This is a genomic window from Pseudomonas abieticivorans, from assembly GCF_023509015.1.
GTDB lineage: Bacteria > Pseudomonadota > Gammaproteobacteria > Pseudomonadales > Pseudomonadaceae > Aquipseudomonas > Aquipseudomonas abieticivorans.
The window spans coordinates 2,840,783-2,858,048 of record NZ_CP094975.1 but is presented as its reverse complement, the minus strand read 5'-3'; the positions used below and the strand labels follow the sequence as shown (position 1 = coordinate 2,858,048).

The 17,266-nt window shown below is 62.2% G+C and carries 18 protein-coding genes; 6 read left to right on the top strand and 12 right to left on the bottom strand.

All coding sequences use genetic code 11. The features are described 5' to 3' along the window. Positions 1 to 23 precede the first annotated feature (23 nt). Positions 24 to 836, bottom strand: coding sequence for a prolipoprotein diacylglyceryl transferase (gene lgt / locus L9B60_RS12900; protein WP_249679176.1), 813 nt, complete (start codon positions 834 to 836; stop codon positions 24 to 26). Between the two features lie 248 nt (positions 837 to 1,084). On the opposite strand from lgt, the gene L9B60_RS12895 reads away from it, so the two are divergent. Continuing rightward, positions 1,085 to 1,834: an NRDE family protein gene (locus L9B60_RS12895; RefSeq protein WP_249679174.1), complete on the top strand. Its 750-nt coding sequence runs from the start codon at positions 1,085 to 1,087 to the stop codon at positions 1,832 to 1,834. Between the two features lie 68 nt (positions 1,835 to 1,902). On the opposite strand, the gene ptsP is transcribed toward L9B60_RS12895, so the two are convergent. After that, positions 1,903 to 4,182: a phosphoenolpyruvate--protein phosphotransferase gene (ptsP, locus tag L9B60_RS12890; RefSeq protein ID WP_249679173.1), complete on the bottom strand. Its 2,280-nt coding sequence runs from the start codon at positions 4,180 to 4,182 to the stop codon at positions 1,903 to 1,905. A 22-nt stretch (positions 4,183 to 4,204) separates the two neighbouring features. Next, positions 4,205 to 4,684 (bottom strand): RNA pyrophosphohydrolase, encoded by a 480-nt coding sequence (locus L9B60_RS12885; RefSeq protein ID WP_249679172.1) that lies wholly within the window; start codon positions 4,682 to 4,684, stop codon positions 4,205 to 4,207. Positions 4,685 to 4,825: 141 nt separating this feature from the next. Between L9B60_RS12885 and L9B60_RS12880 the strand changes: the two genes are divergently transcribed. Beyond that, entirely contained in the window at positions 4,826 to 5,482 is a 657-nt protein-coding gene (locus L9B60_RS12880; protein ID WP_249679171.1) for a histidinol-phosphatase, read from the top strand. Positions 5,483 to 5,566: 84 nt separating this feature from the next. On the opposite strand, the gene L9B60_RS12875 is transcribed toward L9B60_RS12880, so the two are convergent. Continuing rightward, entirely contained in the window at positions 5,567 to 6,016 is a 450-nt protein-coding gene (locus tag L9B60_RS12875; RefSeq protein ID WP_249679170.1) for a DUF2269 family protein, read from the bottom strand. Positions 6,017 to 6,059: 43 nt separating this feature from the next. Beyond that, positions 6,060 to 7,574: a threonine ammonia-lyase, biosynthetic gene (gene ilvA, locus L9B60_RS12870; protein WP_249679169.1), complete on the bottom strand. Its 1,515-nt coding sequence runs from the start codon at positions 7,572 to 7,574 to the stop codon at positions 6,060 to 6,062. Positions 7,575 to 7,719: 145 nt separating this feature from the next. On the opposite strand from ilvA, the gene rpiA reads away from it, so the two are divergent. Then, positions 7,720 to 8,391: a ribose-5-phosphate isomerase RpiA gene (gene rpiA / locus L9B60_RS12865; RefSeq protein ID WP_249679168.1), complete on the top strand. Its 672-nt coding sequence runs from the start codon at positions 7,720 to 7,722 to the stop codon at positions 8,389 to 8,391. A gap of 56 nt (positions 8,392 to 8,447) precedes the next feature. On the opposite strand, the gene L9B60_RS12860 is transcribed toward rpiA, so the two are convergent. The 3 genes from L9B60_RS12860 to L9B60_RS12850 all read right to left on the bottom strand — a co-directional run bounded on the left by L9B60_RS12860 (position 8,448) and on the right by L9B60_RS12850 (position 11,554). Next, the gene (locus L9B60_RS12860) at positions 8,448 to 9,365 is read right to left on the bottom strand and encodes an SdiA-regulated domain-containing protein (protein ID WP_249679167.1); all 918 of its coding nucleotides are present in this window, start codon (positions 9,363 to 9,365) and stop codon (positions 8,448 to 8,450) included. Positions 9,366 to 9,479: 114 nt separating this feature from the next. Further along, a complete protein-coding gene (locus L9B60_RS12855) occupies positions 9,480 to 10,145 on the bottom strand; it encodes a fumarylacetoacetate hydrolase family protein (protein ID WP_249679166.1) in 666 nt (221 codons plus the stop codon). Positions 10,146 to 10,159: 14 nt separating this feature from the next. Then, complete coding sequence (locus tag L9B60_RS12850) at positions 10,160 to 11,554, bottom strand: D-2-hydroxyglutarate dehydrogenase (RefSeq protein ID WP_249679165.1); 1,395 nt, start codon at positions 11,552 to 11,554, stop codon at positions 10,160 to 10,162. Positions 11,555 to 11,727: 173 nt separating this feature from the next. On the opposite strand from L9B60_RS12850, the gene serA reads away from it, so the two are divergent. Then, positions 11,728 to 12,957, top strand: coding sequence for a phosphoglycerate dehydrogenase (gene serA / locus L9B60_RS12845; RefSeq protein ID WP_249679164.1), 1,230 nt, complete (start codon positions 11,728 to 11,730; stop codon positions 12,955 to 12,957). 55 nt (positions 12,958 to 13,012) lie between these two features. Here the strand turns inward: serA and L9B60_RS12840 are convergent, their stop codons facing one another. From L9B60_RS12840 to L9B60_RS12830, 3 genes are all read right to left on the bottom strand, one after another. Then, entirely contained in the window at positions 13,013 to 13,450 is a 438-nt protein-coding gene (locus L9B60_RS12840) for a DUF4399 domain-containing protein (protein WP_249679163.1), read from the bottom strand. 88 nt (positions 13,451 to 13,538) lie between these two features. After that, positions 13,539 to 14,027, bottom strand: coding sequence for a 2-thiouracil desulfurase family protein (locus tag L9B60_RS12835; RefSeq protein WP_249679162.1), 489 nt, complete (start codon positions 14,025 to 14,027; stop codon positions 13,539 to 13,541). 1 nt (position 14,028) lies between these two features. Then, positions 14,029 to 14,661 carry a 2OG-Fe(II) oxygenase gene (locus L9B60_RS12830; protein ID WP_249679733.1) on the bottom strand — a complete coding sequence of 211 codons (633 nt, stop codon included), beginning with the start codon at positions 14,659 to 14,661 and terminating at the stop codon, positions 14,029 to 14,031. Positions 14,662 to 14,803: 142 nt separating this feature from the next. Between L9B60_RS12830 and L9B60_RS12825 the strand changes: the two genes are divergently transcribed. Beyond that, positions 14,804 to 15,556, top strand: coding sequence for a DUF2059 domain-containing protein (locus tag L9B60_RS12825; RefSeq protein WP_249679161.1), 753 nt, complete (start codon positions 14,804 to 14,806; stop codon positions 15,554 to 15,556). 62 nt (positions 15,557 to 15,618) lie between these two features. Here the strand turns inward: L9B60_RS12825 and bipL are convergent, their stop codons facing one another. Beyond that, positions 15,619 to 16,560: a phospholipase BipL gene (gene bipL / locus L9B60_RS12820; RefSeq protein ID WP_249679160.1), complete on the bottom strand. Its 942-nt coding sequence runs from the start codon at positions 16,558 to 16,560 to the stop codon at positions 15,619 to 15,621. Between the two features lie 111 nt (positions 16,561 to 16,671). On the opposite strand from bipL, the gene L9B60_RS12815 reads away from it, so the two are divergent. Then, entirely contained in the window at positions 16,672 to 17,253 is a 582-nt protein-coding gene (locus L9B60_RS12815) for a DUF6436 domain-containing protein (protein ID WP_249679158.1), read from the top strand. The last annotated feature ends 13 nt before the right edge of the window (positions 17,254 to 17,266 follow it).

Below are 17,266 nucleotides of genomic sequence, written 5' to 3'. Positions count from 1 at the left end.
GCCGCGACCGTATCAAATCGGGGTTAAACGGCGGCGCCCTTGGCGGTCGGCGCGCGGTGGTAGGCATACCAGATCAAGCCTAGACCACCGAGGATCATCGGCAGGCAGAGGATCTGACCCATGGTGACCCAGCCCCAGGCCAGGTAGCCCAGTTGCGCATCCGGCACGCGGACGAACTCGACCACGAAGCGGAAAATGCCGTAGAACAGCGCGAACATCCCGGAAACCGCCATGGTCGGGCGCGGTTTGCGCGAGTACAGCCACAGGATCAAGAACAGTGCCACGCCTTCCAGGGCGAACTGGTAGAGCTGCGAAGGGTGGCGCGGCAATTGCGCCGGGTCGCTGAACGGCGGGAAGATCATGGCCCACGGCAGGTCGGTCGGCTTGCCCCATAACTCGGCATTGATGAAGTTGCCGATACGCCCGGCGCCAAGGCCGATCGGTACCAGCGGGGCGATGAAGTCCATCAGTTCGAAGAACGACTTGCCGTTCTTGCGGCCGAACCACCAGGTAGCCAGCATCACGCCGATCAGGCCGCCGTGGAACGCCATGCCGCCCTTCCACACTTCGAAGATAAGCGTGGGGTTGTCGATGTACACCTTGAGGTCATAAAACAGCACGTAGCCCAGGCGCCCGCCGACGATCACGCCCATGGCCGTCCAGAACACCAGGTCGGAAAGTTTCTCCTTGGTCCAGGTGGGGTCGAAGCGGTTCAGTCGGCTGGAGGCCAGCAACCAGGCGCTGCCGATACCGATCAGGTACATCAGGCCATACCAATGAATTTGAAGCGGTCCGATGGCCACGGCCACCGGATCGATCTGCGGGTAAGGCAGCATTGCAACTCCTTAATACGAGCGGGTCGCTCAAACCGATACTGAGTGCCAGCACCGCGAGCAAAGAAATAAAACCGCGACTATGCGCTGGCCACACGGGGCTTTCCAGCCTGGGCGCATGAAATTTGCGACATTGTGATGCGCAAGACTGTGCGCCATGGTACCGGATGCAAGGGCTGCGGCTCCACTTCTGGCGATGGATAGCGGGTGTAATCCTGAGTACAGTGGCTACAAAACACAGGGAAATACCTATGTGCCTGATTGTTTTTGCCTGGCGGCCGGGCCACGCCCAGCCGCTGATCGTCGCGGCCAACCGTGATGAATTCTATGCCCGCCCTACCCTGCCGCTGGCGGCTTGGGAGCATGCCCCAGGCGTGTTCGCCGGGCGCGACCTAGAGGCCGGGGGCACCTGGCTGGGCATCGGGCCTGATGGTCGGTTTGCCGCATTGACCAATATCCGCGACCCGGATCAGCCTTTGGGCCGACGCTCGCGGGGCGACCTGGTTGCTCAATTTTTGACCGGCGGGCAGCCAATCGATGAGTACTTGCTGGAGGTGGGCGGCCGATCATCCGAGTACGGCGGGTTCAACCTGCTGGTGGGCGATGCACGGCACCTGTGTTACCTCAGCGCTCGCCAATCACAGCCACGCTATCTGGACGCTGGCGTGTACGGGTTGTCCAATGCCGGCTTGGACACGCCGTGGCCAAAATTGCTGAAAGCCCGTGAAGCGTTGCAGCACACACTGACTTATCCACAGCCCGAGGCGCTGCTGGCGCTGCTCAGCGACCCCGACAAGGCGCCGCAAGCGGAGCTGCCCAGCACCGGCGTGGGGGTGGCGATGGAAAGCCTATTGTCGAGCGTGTTCATTGCCAGCCCCAATTACGGAACGCGGGCGAGTACGGCGTTGATTGTGGAGGCGGATGGGCGGCGCAGGCTGGTGGAAAGGAGTTTCGGGCCGTATGGGGGGCAGTTGGGGGAGGTGGATTTGCCGAGTGTCTGAGGGACTCCTCGCGGATGAATCCGCTCCTACAACAAAGGCGGTAGGAGCGGATTCATCCGCGAAAAGCTTTACAAGGTCTTGGGCGAAGCCGGATTGATCATCCGCGCCAGCCCCAGGTTTTTCAGCGCCAACTGCAGGGAGCTGTGGATAACTTGCGGGTTATCGATCTTCATCAACTGCGCCAACATCTCCTTGGCCTTGCCCATGCTGATCTGACGCAGCATCCACTTCACCTTCGGCAAGTTGGTGGCGTTCATCGACAGGCTGTCAAAGCCCATCGCCATCAACAGCACCGCCGCCGCGGGGTCACCGGCCATCTCGCCGCAGATACTCACCGGCTTGCCTTCGGCATGGGCTTCGGTGACCACGTGCTGCAAGGCCTGGAGCACCGCCGGGTGCAGGTAGTCATATAGGTCCGCTACGCGCGGGTTGTTGCGGTCCACGGCTAGCAGGTACTGGGTCAGGTCATTGGAACCCACCGACAGGAAGTCCACCTGGCGCGCCAGTTCCTTGGTCAGGTACACCGCCGCCGGGATCTCGATCATCACGCCCACCGGTGGCATCGGCACGTCGGTGCCTTCGTCGCGCACCTCGCCCCAGGCCCGGTGGATCAGGTGCAGGGCCTCTTCCAGCTCATGGGTACCGGAGATCATCGGCAGCAGGATACGCAGGTTGTTCAGGCCTTCGCTGGCCTTGAGCATGGCCCGGGTCTGCACCAGGAAGATTTCCGGGTGGTCGAGGGTCACGCGGATGCCGCGCCAACCGAGGAAGGGGTTGTCTTCCTTGATCGGGAAATATGACAGCGACTTGTCGCCACCGATGTCCAGGCTGCGCATGGTCACGGGCAGCGGGTGGAAGGCGGCCAACTGCTCGCGATAGATCGCCAACTGTTCCTTTTCGCTGGGGAAACGCTGGTTGATCATGAACGGCACTTCGGTGCGGTACAGGCCCACGCCTTCGGCGCCACGCTGCTGGGCACGGGCCACGTCGGCCAACAGCCCGGTGTTCACCCAAAGCGGCATGCGGTGGCCGTCCAGGGTCACGCAGGGCAGCTCGCGCAAGGCGTCCAGGCCTTGGGCCAGTTGCCGCTCTTCTTCCACCACCTCGGCAAACTGCCGGGCCAGCGCATCGCTGGGGTTGGTGTAGACCTCGCCCTTGTAGCCGTCGACGATCATCTTGATGCCGTCGACCTTGGAATACGGCAGGTCGACCAGGCCCATCACCGTGGGGATGCCCATGGCCCGGGCCAGGATCGCAACGTGGGAGTTACCCGAACCCAATACCGAGATCAGGCCCACCAGCTTGCCTTCCGGCACTTCGCCCAGCATGGCCGGCGACAGCTCTTCACTGATCAGGATGGTGTTGTCCGGGTACACCAGGGTTTGCTGGCGTGCCGACTGCAAGTAGGCCAGCAGGCGCCGGCCCAGGTCTTTGACGTCCGATGCCCGCTCGCGCAAGTAGGCATCGTCCATTAATTCGAAACGGTTGACGTGCTCGGTGACCACTTGGCGCAGGGCGCCCTGGGCCCACTGGCCGGTCTTGATCACGTTGGTTACTTCGCTGCCCAGCGATGCGTCGTCAAGCATCATCAGGTACACGTCAAACAGCGCGCGCTCTTCAGGGCGCAACTGGGTGGCCAACTTCGCCGAAAGCGTGCGCATGTCGTTGCGAACGCCTTCGATGGCGGTCTTGAACAGGGCGAGTTCGGCCTGAATATCGGAAACAGCCTTGTCCGGCACCACGTCCAGATCGGCGGGTGGCAACATAACCACCGCCGTGCCCACGGCAGCGCCCGGCGAGCCCGGCACACCGACGAACTTGGCTTCCTGAATGCCCTTGCCCTGGCGACCCAGGCCGCGGATGGAGCCGGTGGCTTCGGCGTGGGCGATAACGCCAGCCAACTGCGCACTCATGGTAACCAGGAAGGCTTCTTCACCCTCGTCGAACTGGCGGCGCTCCTTTTGCTGGATAACCAATACCCCCACCACGCGGCGGTGGTGGATGATCGGCGCGCCCAGGAACGAGGCGTAGCGCTCTTCACCGGTTTCGGCAAAGTATCGGTAGCGCGGATGGTCGGCGGCGTTTTCCAGGTTCAGCGGTTCTTCGCGCGTACCCACCAGGCCCACCAAGCCTTCGTTCGGCGCCATGCTGACCTTGCCAATGGAGCGCTTGTTCAAGCCCTCGGTGGCCATCAGCACGAAGCGGTTGGTTTCCGGGTCCATCAGGTAGACCGAGCAGACCTGGCTGCCCATGGCCTCTTTGACGCGCAACACAATGATCCCCAACGCCGTCTTGAGATCCTTGGCGGAGTTAACTTCCTGGACGATCTTGCGCAGCGTATTGAGCATGGCTCGGGGTCGAACTCCGTCGTCAGTCGCGCGAAAGTAAGCGCGGGGCAAGCTCTTTGAGAGCGCGGCGATACACCTCGCGCTTGAATGTCACCACCTGGCCCAGCGGATACCAATAGCTGACCCAGCGCCAGCCATCGAATTCCGGTTTACCGGTCAAATCCATCCTCACGCGCTGTTCGTTGGAAACCAGGCGCAAGAGGAACCACTTCTGCTTCTGGCCGATGCACAGCGGTTGGCTGTGGGTACGTACCAGGCGTTGGGGTAAACGATAACGCAACCAGCCACGGGTGCAGGCAAGAATTTCAACATCGTGCCGCTCCAGGCCCACTTCTTCATTCAACTCGCGGTACAAGGCGTCTTCCGGCGTTTCCTGGGGGTTGATCCCCCCCTGTGGAAACTGCCAGGCATCTTGATTGATACGCCGAGCCCATAGCACCTGTCCGGCATCATTGGTGAGAATGATGCCGACATTGGGGCGGAAACCATCGGGGTCGATCACGGCAACAACCTCGCAAACGCATGTCACCGCATTGTTCCACAAAGATCGTGAAGGCGGCAACGAGCCTGCATACCTTATGTGCACTGATATGAAAAGTCCGTATTCTGTGGGCCTTTTCCAGTTTTTCTGCGAGTAAATTCAATGCGCCTGGCCTTATTCGACCTCGACAACACCCTGCTTGGTGGCGACAGCGACCATGCCTGGGGCGATTACCTGTGCGAACGCGGCATCCTCGACGCCGTGGAATACAAGAACCGCAACGATGCTTTCTACCAGGATTACCTGGCCGGCAAGCTGAACTTGAACGATTACCTGAACTTCAGCCTGGAAATCCTGGCCACCACCGAGATGGACCAGTTGGCCGAATGGCACCGCGATTTCATGCGTGATTGCGTGGAGCCGATCATCCTGCCCAAGGCCCTGGCCCTGCTGGACCAGCACCGCGCCGCCGGCGACAAGCTACTGATCATCACCGCCACCAACCGCTTCGTCACCGGCCCCATCGCCACGCGCCTGGGCGTCGATACCCTGCTGGCCACCGAATGCGAAATGGCCGACGGCCGTTACACCGGCCGCAGCACCGACGTACCGTGCTTTCGCGAAGGCAAGGTGACGCGCCTGAACCGTTGGCTGGAAGAGAATGGCTTTAGCCTGCAAGACAGCTACTTCTACAGCGACTCGATGAACGATTTGCCGCTGCTGGAGAAGGTGACCCACCCGGTGGCCGTGGACCCGGACCAGAACCTGCACGCCGAAGCGATGCGCCGTGGCTGGAAGGTCATGTCCCTGCGCGATTGAGGTAGTTGTGTGGGAGCAAGGCTTGCCGGCGATGGCGCCGTCACGATCGCCATCGCCAGCAAGCTGTGCTCCCAAAGGGAATGGTCACGCCGGCTTGGTGATCATCAGGACAAGAATCGCCACCAGCACCACCAGCGAAATCCCCGCAAACACCACGCTGAACTTGCGCTGGCGCACCACCTGCACCTCGTTGTGATCAGCCACCGCCAACCGCCAGCGATTGGTGCGGCGCACCAACACCAGCCAGCCGATTACCCCCACCAGGTACAGCACAGAGCCCGCCAGCAGCCAGGTCTGCCCCAGCGGCCAGCCCACGGTATGCATCATCCACCAGCCGGTAAACGGGAAACTCAGCACACTCAAGCCCATCAGCAACCAGGCGTACAGCCAGGGGCGCTGCAGGGTTTGGGCGAAGGCGCTCTTGTTGCCCGCCTTGTAGCCACGCCAGGTCTGGAACAGCACGGCGCCGACGCTGCCGATCAGCAGCACCGTGGCGATGCCGTGCAGCATCTTCAGGACAGACAGCGTTTCCATGGGCAAGCCTCCTCAGGCGTGTGTCGATGCCTTAGAGCGTAGCTCAGCCCAAAAACAGCTTGTAGGCCGGGTTATCGGTCTCGTCCCAGAACGGGTAGCCGATCTCGGTCAAGGCCGTGGCCACCAGGTGGCGCTCCTCGGCCGGCACCTGCAGACCTGCTACCACGCGGCCATCGGCAGCGCCGTGGTTGCGGTAATGGAACATAGAGATGTTCCAGCGCCCACCCAGCTTGTTGAGGAAGTTGAACAGCGCGCCCGGGCGTTCCGGGAACTCGAAGCGCAGCACCATCTCGTCGCTGACCTGCACGGCATGGCCACCGACCATGTGGCGGATGTGCAGCTTGGCCAGTTCGTTGTCGGTCAGGTCCAGCACCGGGAAACCCTGCTCGCGCAGGCTGGCGACCAGTGCGCTGCGCGGGTCGTTTTCCGGGTGGGTCTGCACGCCGACGAAGATGTGTGCTTCGCGACCGGTGTTGTAGCGGTAGTTGAATTCGGTGATCTGGCGCTTGCCGATCGCCTCGCAGAAGGCCTTGAAGCTGCCGGCCTGCTCGGGGATGGTCACGGCGATGATCGCCTCGCGCCCTTCGCCCAACTCGGCGCGCTCGGCCACGTGGCGCAGGCGGTCGAAGTTGACGTTGGCACCGGAGTCGATGGCTACCAGCGTCTGGCCGGTGACGCCGTAGGTTTCAACGTACTTCTTGATCCCGGCCACGCCCAAGGCGCCGGCCGGCTCGGTGATGGAACGGGTGTCATCGTAGATGTCCTTGATGGCCGCGCAGATCTCGTCGGTGCTGACCGTCAGCACTTCGTCGACATAGTCCTTGCAGATGTCAAAGGTGTGCTGGCCGATCTGTGCCACCGCCACGCCGTCGGCGAACAGCCCGACCTGCGGCAGGATCACCCGCTCGCCGGCCGCCATGGCAGCCTGCAGGCAGTTGGAGTCGTCGGGTTCGACGCCGATCACCTTGATTTCCGGACGCAGGTATTTCACGTACGCCGCGATGCCGGCGATCAGGCCGCCGCCGCCCACGGGCACGAAGATGGCGTCCAACCGGCCAGGGTGCTGGCGCAGAATCTCCATGGCCACCGTGCCTTGCCCGGCAATGGTGTGCGGATCATCGTAAGGGTGGATGTAGACATAGCCTTTTTCATCGACCAGTTTGAGCGAGAACGCCAGCGCCTCCGGAAACGAATCGCCATGCAGCACTACTTTGCCGCCACGCGAACGCACGCCTTCCACCTTGATCTCGGGGGTGGTCTTGGGCATCACGATGGTCGCCTTCACGCCCATTTCCCGCGCGGCCAGGGCCAGGCCCTGGGCGTGGTTGCCCGCCGATGCCGTCACCACGCCGCGCGCACGCTCCTCATCGCTCAATTGCGCCAGCTTGTTGTAGGCGCCGCGAATCTTGAAGGAGAACACCGGCTGCAGGTCTTCGCGCTTGAGCAAAATACTGTTGCCCAGCCGCTTGGAGAGCTGGCCGGCGGCCTGCAGCGGGGTTTCAACGGCCACGTCGTAGACGCGCGAGGTGAGGATCTTCTTGACGTACTGTTCGAGCATCGGAAAGCATCACTGGCGAATGGGGCAAGGCCTGCGAGTCTAACCCAGCGTTCCGGCCAACGACCACACTAAAGCCACGGTTTCCCCTTGCCGTCGGGCTATAATGGGCGCCTTTTCCACACCTTGTGCCCGCTTCGGAGCCCGCATGACCCAGGACCAACTCAAACAAGCAGTCGCCCAGGCCGCTGTCGATTTCATTCTGCCCAAGCTTGACGACAAAAGCGTCGTGGGCGTTGGCACCGGTTCGACCGCCAACTGCTTCATCGACGCCCTGGCCCAACACAAGGGCGCCTTCGACGGCGCCGTTGCCAGCTCCGAAGCGACCGCCGCACGCCTGAAAGGCCACGGCATTCCCGTTTACGAACTGAACACCGTCAGCGACCTGGAGTTCTACGTGGACGGCGCCGACGAGAGCGACGAGCACCTGAACCTGATCAAGGGCGGCGGCGCAGCCCTGACTCGCGAAAAAATCGTCGCTGCCGTGGCCAAGACCTTCATCTGCATTGCCGACGCCAGCAAGCTGGTACCGGTACTGGGCGCCTTCCCACTGCCGGTCGAAGTGATCCCCATGGCCCGCAGCCACGTGGCCCGCGAGCTGGTGAAACTGGGCGGCGACCCGGTGTACCGCGAGGGTGTGTTGACCGACAACGGCAACATCATCCTGGACGTGTTCAACATGCAGATCACTGACCCGGTGGCGCTGGAAACCCAGATCAACGCAATCGTCGGCGTGGTGACCAATGGCTTGTTCGCGGCGCGGCCGGCGGACTTGCTGCTGCTGGGGACTTCGGAAGGTGTGAAAACCCTGCGCAAATAGCGTTGGCCGGTTCGCGGATCAATCCGCCCCTACGCAGCGTTACATCCGCGAACCGATTACTGCTTGGTAAATTTGTAAAACAGGTTCGGCTCGCTGACCATATAAAGGGTGCCCGCCTCATCCACTGCCACGCCTTCAGCCCGCGGAATGGTGTTTTTCAGGCCATTGAGGCCGCCCACCAGGGCCATGAAGCTGACCTGCTCACCCTTGCCGTCCAGTTCCAGCAGCATGTGCGAGTCGGCTGACAGCACCAGCAGGTTGCCAGTGCGCGGGTCTATGTCCAGGGCCGACAGGTTGCGGATGTCCAAGGCTTTGCTATCCAGCTTGACCTTGTCACCCTGCAACTGGCCATTGCCGTCGGTTTTCCAGGAGAACAGTGCCGCTGGCCGTTCTTCGCCCAGCAACAACTGCTGGTGGCGCGGATCCCAGGCGATACCTTCGAAGGCTTTGTTCTGGTTGGCCGAAGGGCCCAGGTCGAACTTGGGGAAGTCGGCGATGTTCAGCTCGCGAGTGTCCGGGGTCACCGTGACGATGGTGATGAAGTGCTGGCGCTCATCGACGATGGCCAGGTGATTGCCCTCCAGTACCGCCACGCCTTCAGGGTTGGACCAGCCATTGAGCGGCATTTTGCGCAGCACGTCGCCGTCCAGGCTCAATTCAACCAGAAAGGGGTTCTTGCCCATCACCGAGAACAGGGTCTTGGTGCGCGGGTTGTAGCTGAGGTCGGACGCTTCGTCTTTTTCCATGCCAGGCAGCAGCTTGCCGTCGATCACGGCGTGGTAATCCGGCAACCACACGTTGGCCGCTCGCTCGGCAGGCGAACGACCGGCCTCGGACACCCAGATGCGCGCGCGATCGTCCCAATGCAGCAAGGCCAGCACCACGTAGGCGACTACCGCCAGCAATAACCACAGGTACCAACGTCGGTAGAAACGCGGTGACGGGTTTTTTGCGGGCAGGGGGTTGCGGGCCATTGATGACTTCCTGGAGTTGTGCGGCATTCGAGGCATGTCATTATCCGAATGACATGTGAAAAAAACGACAAACGGCAGGAAAAACCGCCCGCATCGCTGCGGGCGGCGTTTGGCTCAGAGCACGTTGCCGCTGAAACTGCTGGTGCCTGGCAGCTCCAGCACCAACTCGTCACCCGGGTTCAACGGGCCCACGCCGGCGGGGGTGCCGGTCATGATCACGTCGCCGGCCTGCAGCGCGAAATTAGCCGCCATGTGCTGGATCATCGGCACGATCGGGTTGAGCATCAGGTTGCTGTTGCCGTCCTGGCGCACTTCACCGTTGATGGTCAGGCGAATGTCGATGTCGGTGAGGTCGGCGAAGGTGCTGGCCGATACGAATGGCGCGATCACGCAGGCGCCGTCGAACGACTTGGCGATTTCCCACGGCAGGCCCTTTTCCTTGAGCTTGGCCTGCACGTCACGCAAGGTCAGGTCCAGGGCCGGGGCAAAGCCGGAAATCGCGTCCAGCACTTCTTCCTCGCTAGGCCGGGCGGACAATGGCTTGCCCAGCAGCACGGCGATTTCCGCCTCGTAATGCACCGAGCCACGGTCGGTGGGGATCTTGAAACCACCCTGCAGCGGCACCACGCAGCTGCCCGGCTTGATGAACAACAATGGCTCGGTAGGCACCGGGTTGTTCAGTTCCTTGGCGTGCTCGGCATAGTTGCGCCCGATGCACACCACCTTGCCCACCGGGAAGTGGATGCGGGTACCGTCGACATACTGGTGCTGATAGCTCATTGCCCCACTCCTGTTCAAACCGCGAAGATTTTGCCTGGGTTCATGATGCCGTTAGGGTCGAACACGGCCTTCATGGCTTTCATGTATTCGATTTCCACCGGGGAGCGGCTGTAGGTCAGGTAGTCGCGCTTGGTCATGCCCACACCGTGCTCGGCCGAGATCGAGCCGTTGTACTTCTGCACGGTCTCGAACACCCACTTGTTCACGGTAGCGCACTTGGCGAAGAACTCGTCCTTGCTCAGGTTTTCCGGCTTGAGGATGTTCAGGTGCAGGTTGCCGTCGCCGATGTGGCCGAACCAGACGATTTCGAAGTCTGGATAGTGTTTGCCGACGATCTCGTCGATTTCCTTGAGGAATGCCGGCACTTTCGACACGGTTACCGAAATGTCGTTCTTGTACGGCGTCCAGTGGGAGATGGTCTCGGAGATGTACTCGCGCAGCTTCCACAGGTTTTGCAGTTGCTGTTCGCTCTGGCTCATCACGCCATCGACCACCCAGCCCTGCTCCACGCAGTGCTCGAAGGTAGCCAGCGCATCGTTGGCAACTTCTTCGGTGGTGGCCTCGAATTCCAGCAGGGCGTAGAACGGGCAATCGGACTCGAACGGCGCAGGCACATCGCCACGGCCCATGACCTTGGCCAGGGCCTTGTCAGAGAAAAATTCGAACGCGGTCAGGTCCAATTTGCTCTGGAACGCGTGCAATACCGGCATGATCGCGTCGAAGTCCGTGGTACCCAGTACCATCGCCGTGAGGTTTTTAGGTGCGCGGTCCAGGCGCATGGTGGCCTCGACCACGAAGCCCAGGGTGCCCTCGGCGCCGATGAACAACTGACGCAGGTCGTAGCCCGTGGCGTTCTTGATCAGGTCCTTGTTCAGTTCCAGTACGTCACCCTTGCCGGTGACGACCTTCATACCGGCCACCCAGTTGCGGGTCATGCCGTAGCGAATCACCTTGATCCCGCCGGCATTGGTGCCGATGTTGCCGCCAATCTGGCTGGAACCCGATGAGGCGAAATCTACCGGGTAGTAGAGGTTGTGCTCTTCGGCCAGGCTCTGCAGTTGCTTGGTGACCACGCCCGGCTGGCACACCACGGTCCGATCAACGGTATCCACTTCGCCCAGCTTGTTCATATAGTCGAACGACACCACTACTTCGCCATTGGCGGCAACGGCTGCGGCGGAAAGCCCGGTGCGGCCGCCCGACGGCACCAGCGCGACCTGATGGCTGTTGGCCCAGCGCACAATGGCCTGGACCTGCTCGATGGTCTTGGGGAACACGATGGCGCTGGGCGCAGGCGCGAAATGCTTGGTCCAATCCTTGCCGTAAGCTTCCAGGGAGTCGGCGTCGGTCAGAACCTTGCCAGGTTCAACCAGGGTCTTCAGCTCATCTATCAGGGCAGGATTGGTCATCGACAGAACTCTCGAACTATTCATAGTCACCCTGAACACACTTCACGTGCCAGGGATGGGCTTATCAAGGGGTGCATATGCTAGCATACGCCCCCCGCTAATCGTGCTTTCGGGCCGATCTGGGACAGCTACATCACCCCTGCCATTTTTCTCCGGGACACAGGTTTACGCAGATGAGCAAGACTTCTCTCGATAAGAGCAAGATCAAGTTCCTTCTTCTCGAAGGCGTCCACCAATCCGCCGTGGACGTCCTCAAGGCCGCCGGGTACACCAGCATTGAGTACCATACCAAGTCTCTGCCGGAAGCCGAGCTGAAGGAAAAGATCGCCGATGCCCACTTCATCGGTATTCGCTCGCGCACGCAACTGACCGAAGAGCTCTTCGATTGCGCGAAAAAACTGGTCGCTGTCGGCTGTTTCTGCATCGGCACCAACCAGGTTGACCTGAACGCAGCCCGCGAACGCGGTATCGCCGTGTTCAACGCGCCTTACTCCAACACCCGTTCGGTAGCCGAACTGGTGCTGGCCGAGGCCATCCTGCTGCTGCGCGGCATTCCCGAGAAGAACGCTTCCTGCCACCGCGGTGGCTGGATCAAGAGCGCGGCCAACTCCTTCGAGATCCGTGGCAAAAAGCTCGGCATCATCGGTTACGGCTCCATCGGCACCCAGTTGTCGGTCCTGGCCGAAGGCCTGGGCATGCAGGTGTTCTTCTACGACACCCTGACCAAACTGCCGCTGGGCAACGCCACGCAAGTGGGTAGCCTGAACGACCTGCTGGGCATGGCCGACATCGTGTCCCTGCACGTACCAGAAACCGCTGAAACCCAGTGGATGATGGGCGAGCAGCAAATCCGCGCGATGAAAAAAGGCGCCATCCTGATCAACGCTGCCCGTGGCACCGTGGTCGAGCTGGACGCCCTGGCCGACGCGATCAAGGACCAGCACCTGATCGGCGCCGCCATCGATGTGTTCCCGGTAGAGCCACGCTCCAACGACGACATCTTCGAAAGCCCGCTGCGTGGCCTGGACAACGTGATCCTGACCCCGCACATCGGTGGCTCCACCGCCGAAGCCCAGGCCAACATTGGCCTGGAAGTGGCCGAGAAGCTGGTCAAGTACAGCGACAACGGTACGTCCGTATCGTCGGTCAACTTCCCTGAAGTGGCCCTGCCGGCTCACCCAGGCAAGCACCGCCTGCTGCACATCCACGAGAACATCCCGGGCGTGCTGAGCGAGATCAACAAGGTCTTCGCTGAAAACGGCATCAACATTTCCGGTCAGTTCCTGCAAACCAACGAGAAAGTCGGCTACGTGGTCATCGACGTAGACGCCGAGTACTCGGACCTGGCGCAAGAGAAGCTGCAGCACATCAAGGGTACGATCCGTAGCCGCGTGTTGTTCTAAGCTTTTTGCGTGACATGAAAAAGGGGCGACTGGGTCGCCCCTTTTTCATGCCTGGTTATTTTACCGTCACCGTAATCTTCTCCGACTCCACGGTCGGCTTGAACGGCACGTGGTACTTGTCACCCAACAGCAACTGCAGCGTGTGCTTGCCCGGCGCCAGGGTCAGCTGGGTTTCAGTCTGGGCCTTGCCGAAATGCAGGATATGATCGGTGACGGGCAGCGGCACGCCGGCTGGCGGCTGCTCGGTCACGTCCACCAGCAGGTGGTGATGGCCGGTGTTGGGGGTAGCGTCACCGGCAGGCGCCAGCTTCATGCCCTCGATGCCGAATTTGACGGTGAAGGTCTTGTCGACGGTGTCGCCGTCCTTGGGCGAAACGATGTACACCTTGGCGCCAGCCGGGGCTTCGCTGGTAGGCATGCCCTCGGCGGCAGCGAACAGCGAGACACCCATCAGCAATCCGGCAACGGCAGCACGCGAAAATAGACTTTGCATTGTTTTCTCCAGTGGCATGTCGATCAAGGCAGGAATAGTCCCATACGCCTTTCACCATAGACCATGAAGAAACCGACAGGTGCGCAGGTTACGCCGGCAAATTCGCCAGAGCCCGCGCGGCCTCGGCCAGTTCCAGCTCGCTGAACACTTGCACGCCATGGCGCTTGAGCAAAGCGGCAGTAACCCCCTCGCCAGCGACTTTTACCCCACTGAAGGTGCCGTCGTAGGTCAGCAGGTTGCCGCACGACGGGCTATTGGCCTTGAGCACGGCAATGCGGATGCCGTGCAGGCGCACCTGTTCCAGCGCCAAGTGTGCGCCGTGGAGGAACTCGGGGCTCACGTCTTCGCCGGTTTCGGTCAGCACCCGGGCCTGGCCGTCGAGCACCTCGGCGCCCTGCCCACCAGGGATCTCCGCCGCCGGCCTGGGGGTGGGCAGCCCGCCCGCCACTTCCGGGCACAGGCCCACGACGCGGCCTTCGGCCAACCACACCGCCAGTTGATCGAAAGGCCCGCTGGCACCGCCGTCGTAACGTACGCGATGGCCCAGCAGGCAGCGGCTCACCAGAATCTTGTGCATATCAAAAAGGCCCTTCGCCACGGCGGCGGAACCAACCAGTCAAAGAAAGACGGTCACGCTGGGCCGGCAGCACCTCGTGGGGCACCTCGCCCGACAGGAACACCACCAGGCAACCACCGCTGGGCAGCACGTCGTGCTCACGCTCGCCGGCCAAGTACATGCGCAACTGCCCGCCCTGCTCCGCCAGCCAGTCATCGTTGAGGTACAGCACGACCGACACCATGCGCCGGTCATCATCACGGAAACGGTCGACATGCTTGCGGTAAAACGCGCCAGGGGGGTACAGCGCAAAATGGCACTCGAACTCTTCCAGGCCCAGGAACAGCCCGCGGTTGAGAGCTTCGCGCAGGCTGTCCATCATCTGCATGTAGCAGTCACTGGGCTCCGAATCGCCCTCTTCCAGCCACTGGATGTGGTCGCCGCGAATGCCTTCGCGGATCTCCTGGGCCGGGCCGCGGCCCACGGCAGCGGGCGCAAGTTCGCCCTCGGCCGAACGCCGACGGCACTCTGCAGCCAGTTGCGCGGTCAGAGCATTGGGCAGGAAGAGATCCTGCTGCGACCAGCCGTGTTCGGCCAAGTCATCGACAATGCGTAACAGCAGCGGGTGATCAGAGGATATTTGCATGGCGCGCATAGTATCCATACGCCCGCGAAACCGACAGAGCCACTTGGCTGGCGGTGCGAAACGAATTATTTCGGATAGACCGCCTGCAACCCTGTCTCGACAAAGACCTGCCGGGCCAAGGACAATAGCGCCCTGCCGACAGGAGTCCCGAATGCGTCGTTTGCTCGTTGTTTTGTTCATGTTCTGCACTGTGCCCGCCTGGGCAGACAGCCACGACCAGTTGTACAAGGTCGCCGGTTGGCCAGAACAGCGCGCGCATTTCACCGACGCCCTGAAGGCCGCGCAACAGCGTTATCAGAACAGCCTGCCGCCAGCGGTGTTCCAGGCGCTGGTGAACAACAGCAACCAGCGCTTCGCCCCCCAGGCCATGGACCAGCGTGCCGAGGCGCACCTGCGCCAGAACCTGGCCGACCCCAAGCCTGCATTGGACTTTTTCCAGTCGCCGCTGGGGCGCAAGGTGGTTGCCGCCGAACTGCTCGCCACCCGCCCCGATCAACTGGCCAAGAATGCCCAGGGCCTGCCGCATTTCGACGCCGGCAACAGCCGCCTGCTGATCATCGGCCACCTGGCACAAGCCCTGCCGGCCCGCGAAGCCGGGGCCGAAGTCAGCCTGGCGATCGCCGGCGTCGCCGCCGACAGCCTGAGCCAGATGCTCCCCGGCCTGCTGGGCGGCGGCCAGGCCCAAGGCATGCTGGATAACCAGCGCGAACGGCTGATGCAACAGATCGGCAACGACCTGAACAACACCTTGCTGTATGTGTATCGCGACCTGTCGGACCCGGAGCTGGATGAGTTCGCGACCTTTGCCGAGTCGCCGCAGGGCAAGGCGTATTACCAGGCGGCGCTGTCGGCGATCCGCGCGGGGTTGGCGGTGGGGCAGAGCACGTCAAGCTTGGCGCGCTAGTTGGTGGCATGTCTTTCGCGGATGAATCCGCTCCTACAGGAGCAGACTCATCCGCGAAAAAATCACTCCATCCTTGCATCCAAAAACTCAAAATACCGCGCCCTCAGCTCCGGCAACTCATTGGCCAGGTGATGCCGGGCCTCTGGCAGCATCAACACCTGCGGCGTATCGAACTTGCGCTTGAGCACCTCCAGGTTGTACGGCCAGTCCACCGTCATGTCCGCCTCGCCCTGGATGATCAAGGGTGACCGCGCGCTGGCCGGCGCCGCCTCGATGCGCTTGACCCACTTCACCAGCGCACCGACCCACGCGGTGGGCAGGCGCATCGGCTGCAACGGGTCGGCCTGCAAAAACGGCATGAACGTCGGGTCGTTGGTGTTCTCGCTGAAACGCCGGGCGATGCCCTTCACGAACGGGCGCAGCAGCCGGTAACTGAACTTGGACCAGGCCCACGCCCGTGGCCGCACCAACGGCGCCAGCAGTATCGCCTGGCCCTGCGCCGGGCTGGTGGTGCCTTGGTGCAACAGGTGATCGAGCACGATCGCGCCGCCCGTACTTTGCCCGCACAGGTGCCAGGGCTGCGGCAATTCAAGCTGCTGCGCCTCGAAGAACAGGCCCTGCAGCACCGCCTGGTAGTCGCCGAAATCACTGATGCTCGCCCGCGCCCCGCTGGACAACCCATGCCCCGGCAGGTCGCAGGCGATGACCACGAAGCCGCGCTCCAAAGCCCAACGGATCACATGCCGGTACAGCCCCATATGGTCGTAGAACCCATGCAGCAAAAACAGCGTGGCCACTGGCTGTCTGGGCCACCAGACCTGGCTGACCAGTTCGAAGCCCGCCGCCTGGAACCGGCCCAGCGTACTTTGCGCCAACGGCTTGCAGCCCGGCAGGTCAAGCCCGTAGTAACGCTGATACGCCTTGGCCTGGGTCGACAGTGCCTGCTGCGACGCCAATGGCAACAAGCTGGCACGCAGGGCGTCGGGGTCGAACATCACAGGCATAAGGGCTCACAATCGGCAGGTTGAGTGACAAAATACAGTTTTACTGCCTGCGATATTCATCTGTAAGGCCAGGCATGGCAAGCTGGGCGCCCTGTTCCGGATCGAGCACCCATGCCCGCCTCGCGCCGCAAGCCTGTTTTCCTCGCCCTGCTGGCGCTTATTTGCGTGGCCACGCTGTGGCTGGCTTATGACTGGTTCCAGGGCCGCTACATCCGCGCCTTCAGCGAGCACGCCACGCTGTTTGAAGGCGACAACCTGCAACTGCCCGAAGCCCTGCGCGGCCCAGGCCCGATCCGCCTGGTGCACTTCTGGGATGCCGCCTGCCCCTGCAACGTCGGTAACCAACAGCACCTGGCCGATCTGGTGGAGCGCTTCGGCCGGCAAGGCGTGAGCTTCTACTCGGTACAAAAGCCCGGCAGCCACGGCCAGCTTCCACAAAACCTCAGTACCCTCACCGCCCTGCCCAGCCTGCCCGGCAGCGAGCACCTGCCCGCCAGCCCCGCCGTGGCCATCTGGGACCACAGCGGCAAGCTCGCCTACTTCGGCCCCTACAGCGAAGGGGCGGTGTGCAATTCGAGCAACAGTTTTATCGAGCCGATACTGCAAGCGCTCAGCGCCGACCGTACGGTGCAGGCCACCCACACCCTGGCGGTGGGCTGTTATTGCCAATGGGAAAAAGCCGCCACACCCTGACCCGCCTCATCAC

What these genes read in the sequence shown, in the direction of transcription:
- lgt (WP_249679176.1), bottom strand. Translation starts at nt 836, where the DNA reads ATGCTGCCTTACCCGCAGATCGATCCGGTGGCCGTGGCCATCGGACCG.
- ptsP (WP_249679173.1), bottom strand. Translation starts at nt 4,182, where the DNA reads ATGCTCAATACGCTGCGCAAGATCGTCCAGGAAGTTAACTCCGCCAAG.
- bipL (WP_249679160.1), bottom strand. Translation starts at nt 16,560, where the DNA reads ATGCCTGTGATGTTCGACCCCGACGCCCTGCGTGCCAGCTTGTTGCCA.
- L9B60_RS12830 (WP_249679733.1), bottom strand. Translation starts at nt 14,661, where the DNA reads ATGCGCGCCATGCAAATATCCTCTGATCACCCGCTGCTGTTACGCATT.
- L9B60_RS12835 (WP_249679162.1), bottom strand. Translation starts at nt 14,027, where the DNA reads ATGCACAAGATTCTGGTGAGCCGCTGCCTGCTGGGCCATCGCGTACGT.
- L9B60_RS12855 (WP_249679166.1), bottom strand. Translation starts at nt 10,145, where the DNA reads ATGAGCTATCAGCACCAGTATGTCGACGGTACCCGCATCCACTTCCCG.
- serA (WP_249679164.1), top strand. Translation starts at nt 11,728, where the DNA reads ATGAGCAAGACTTCTCTCGATAAGAGCAAGATCAAGTTCCTTCTTCTC.
- L9B60_RS12895 (WP_249679174.1), top strand. Translation starts at nt 1,085, where the DNA reads ATGTGCCTGATTGTTTTTGCCTGGCGGCCGGGCCACGCCCAGCCGCTG.
- L9B60_RS12815 (WP_249679158.1), top strand. Translation starts at nt 16,672, where the DNA reads ATGCCCGCCTCGCGCCGCAAGCCTGTTTTCCTCGCCCTGCTGGCGCTT.
- ilvA (WP_249679169.1), bottom strand. Translation starts at nt 7,574, where the DNA reads ATGCTCGAACAGTACGTCAAGAAGATCCTCACCTCGCGCGTCTACGAC.
- L9B60_RS12825 (WP_249679161.1), top strand. Translation starts at nt 14,804, where the DNA reads ATGCGTCGTTTGCTCGTTGTTTTGTTCATGTTCTGCACTGTGCCCGCC.
- rpiA (WP_249679168.1), top strand. Translation starts at nt 7,720, where the DNA reads ATGACCCAGGACCAACTCAAACAAGCAGTCGCCCAGGCCGCTGTCGAT.
- L9B60_RS12850 (WP_249679165.1), bottom strand. Translation starts at nt 11,554, where the DNA reads ATGACCAATCCTGCCCTGATAGATGAGCTGAAGACCCTGGTTGAACCT.
- L9B60_RS12875 (WP_249679170.1), bottom strand. Translation starts at nt 6,016, where the DNA reads ATGGAAACGCTGTCTGTCCTGAAGATGCTGCACGGCATCGCCACGGTG.
- L9B60_RS12840 (WP_249679163.1), bottom strand. Translation starts at nt 13,450, where the DNA reads ATGCAAAGTCTATTTTCGCGTGCTGCCGTTGCCGGATTGCTGATGGGT.
- L9B60_RS12860 (WP_249679167.1), bottom strand. Translation starts at nt 9,365, where the DNA reads ATGGCCCGCAACCCCCTGCCCGCAAAAAACCCGTCACCGCGTTTCTAC.
- L9B60_RS12880 (WP_249679171.1), top strand. Translation starts at nt 4,826, where the DNA reads ATGCGCCTGGCCTTATTCGACCTCGACAACACCCTGCTTGGTGGCGAC.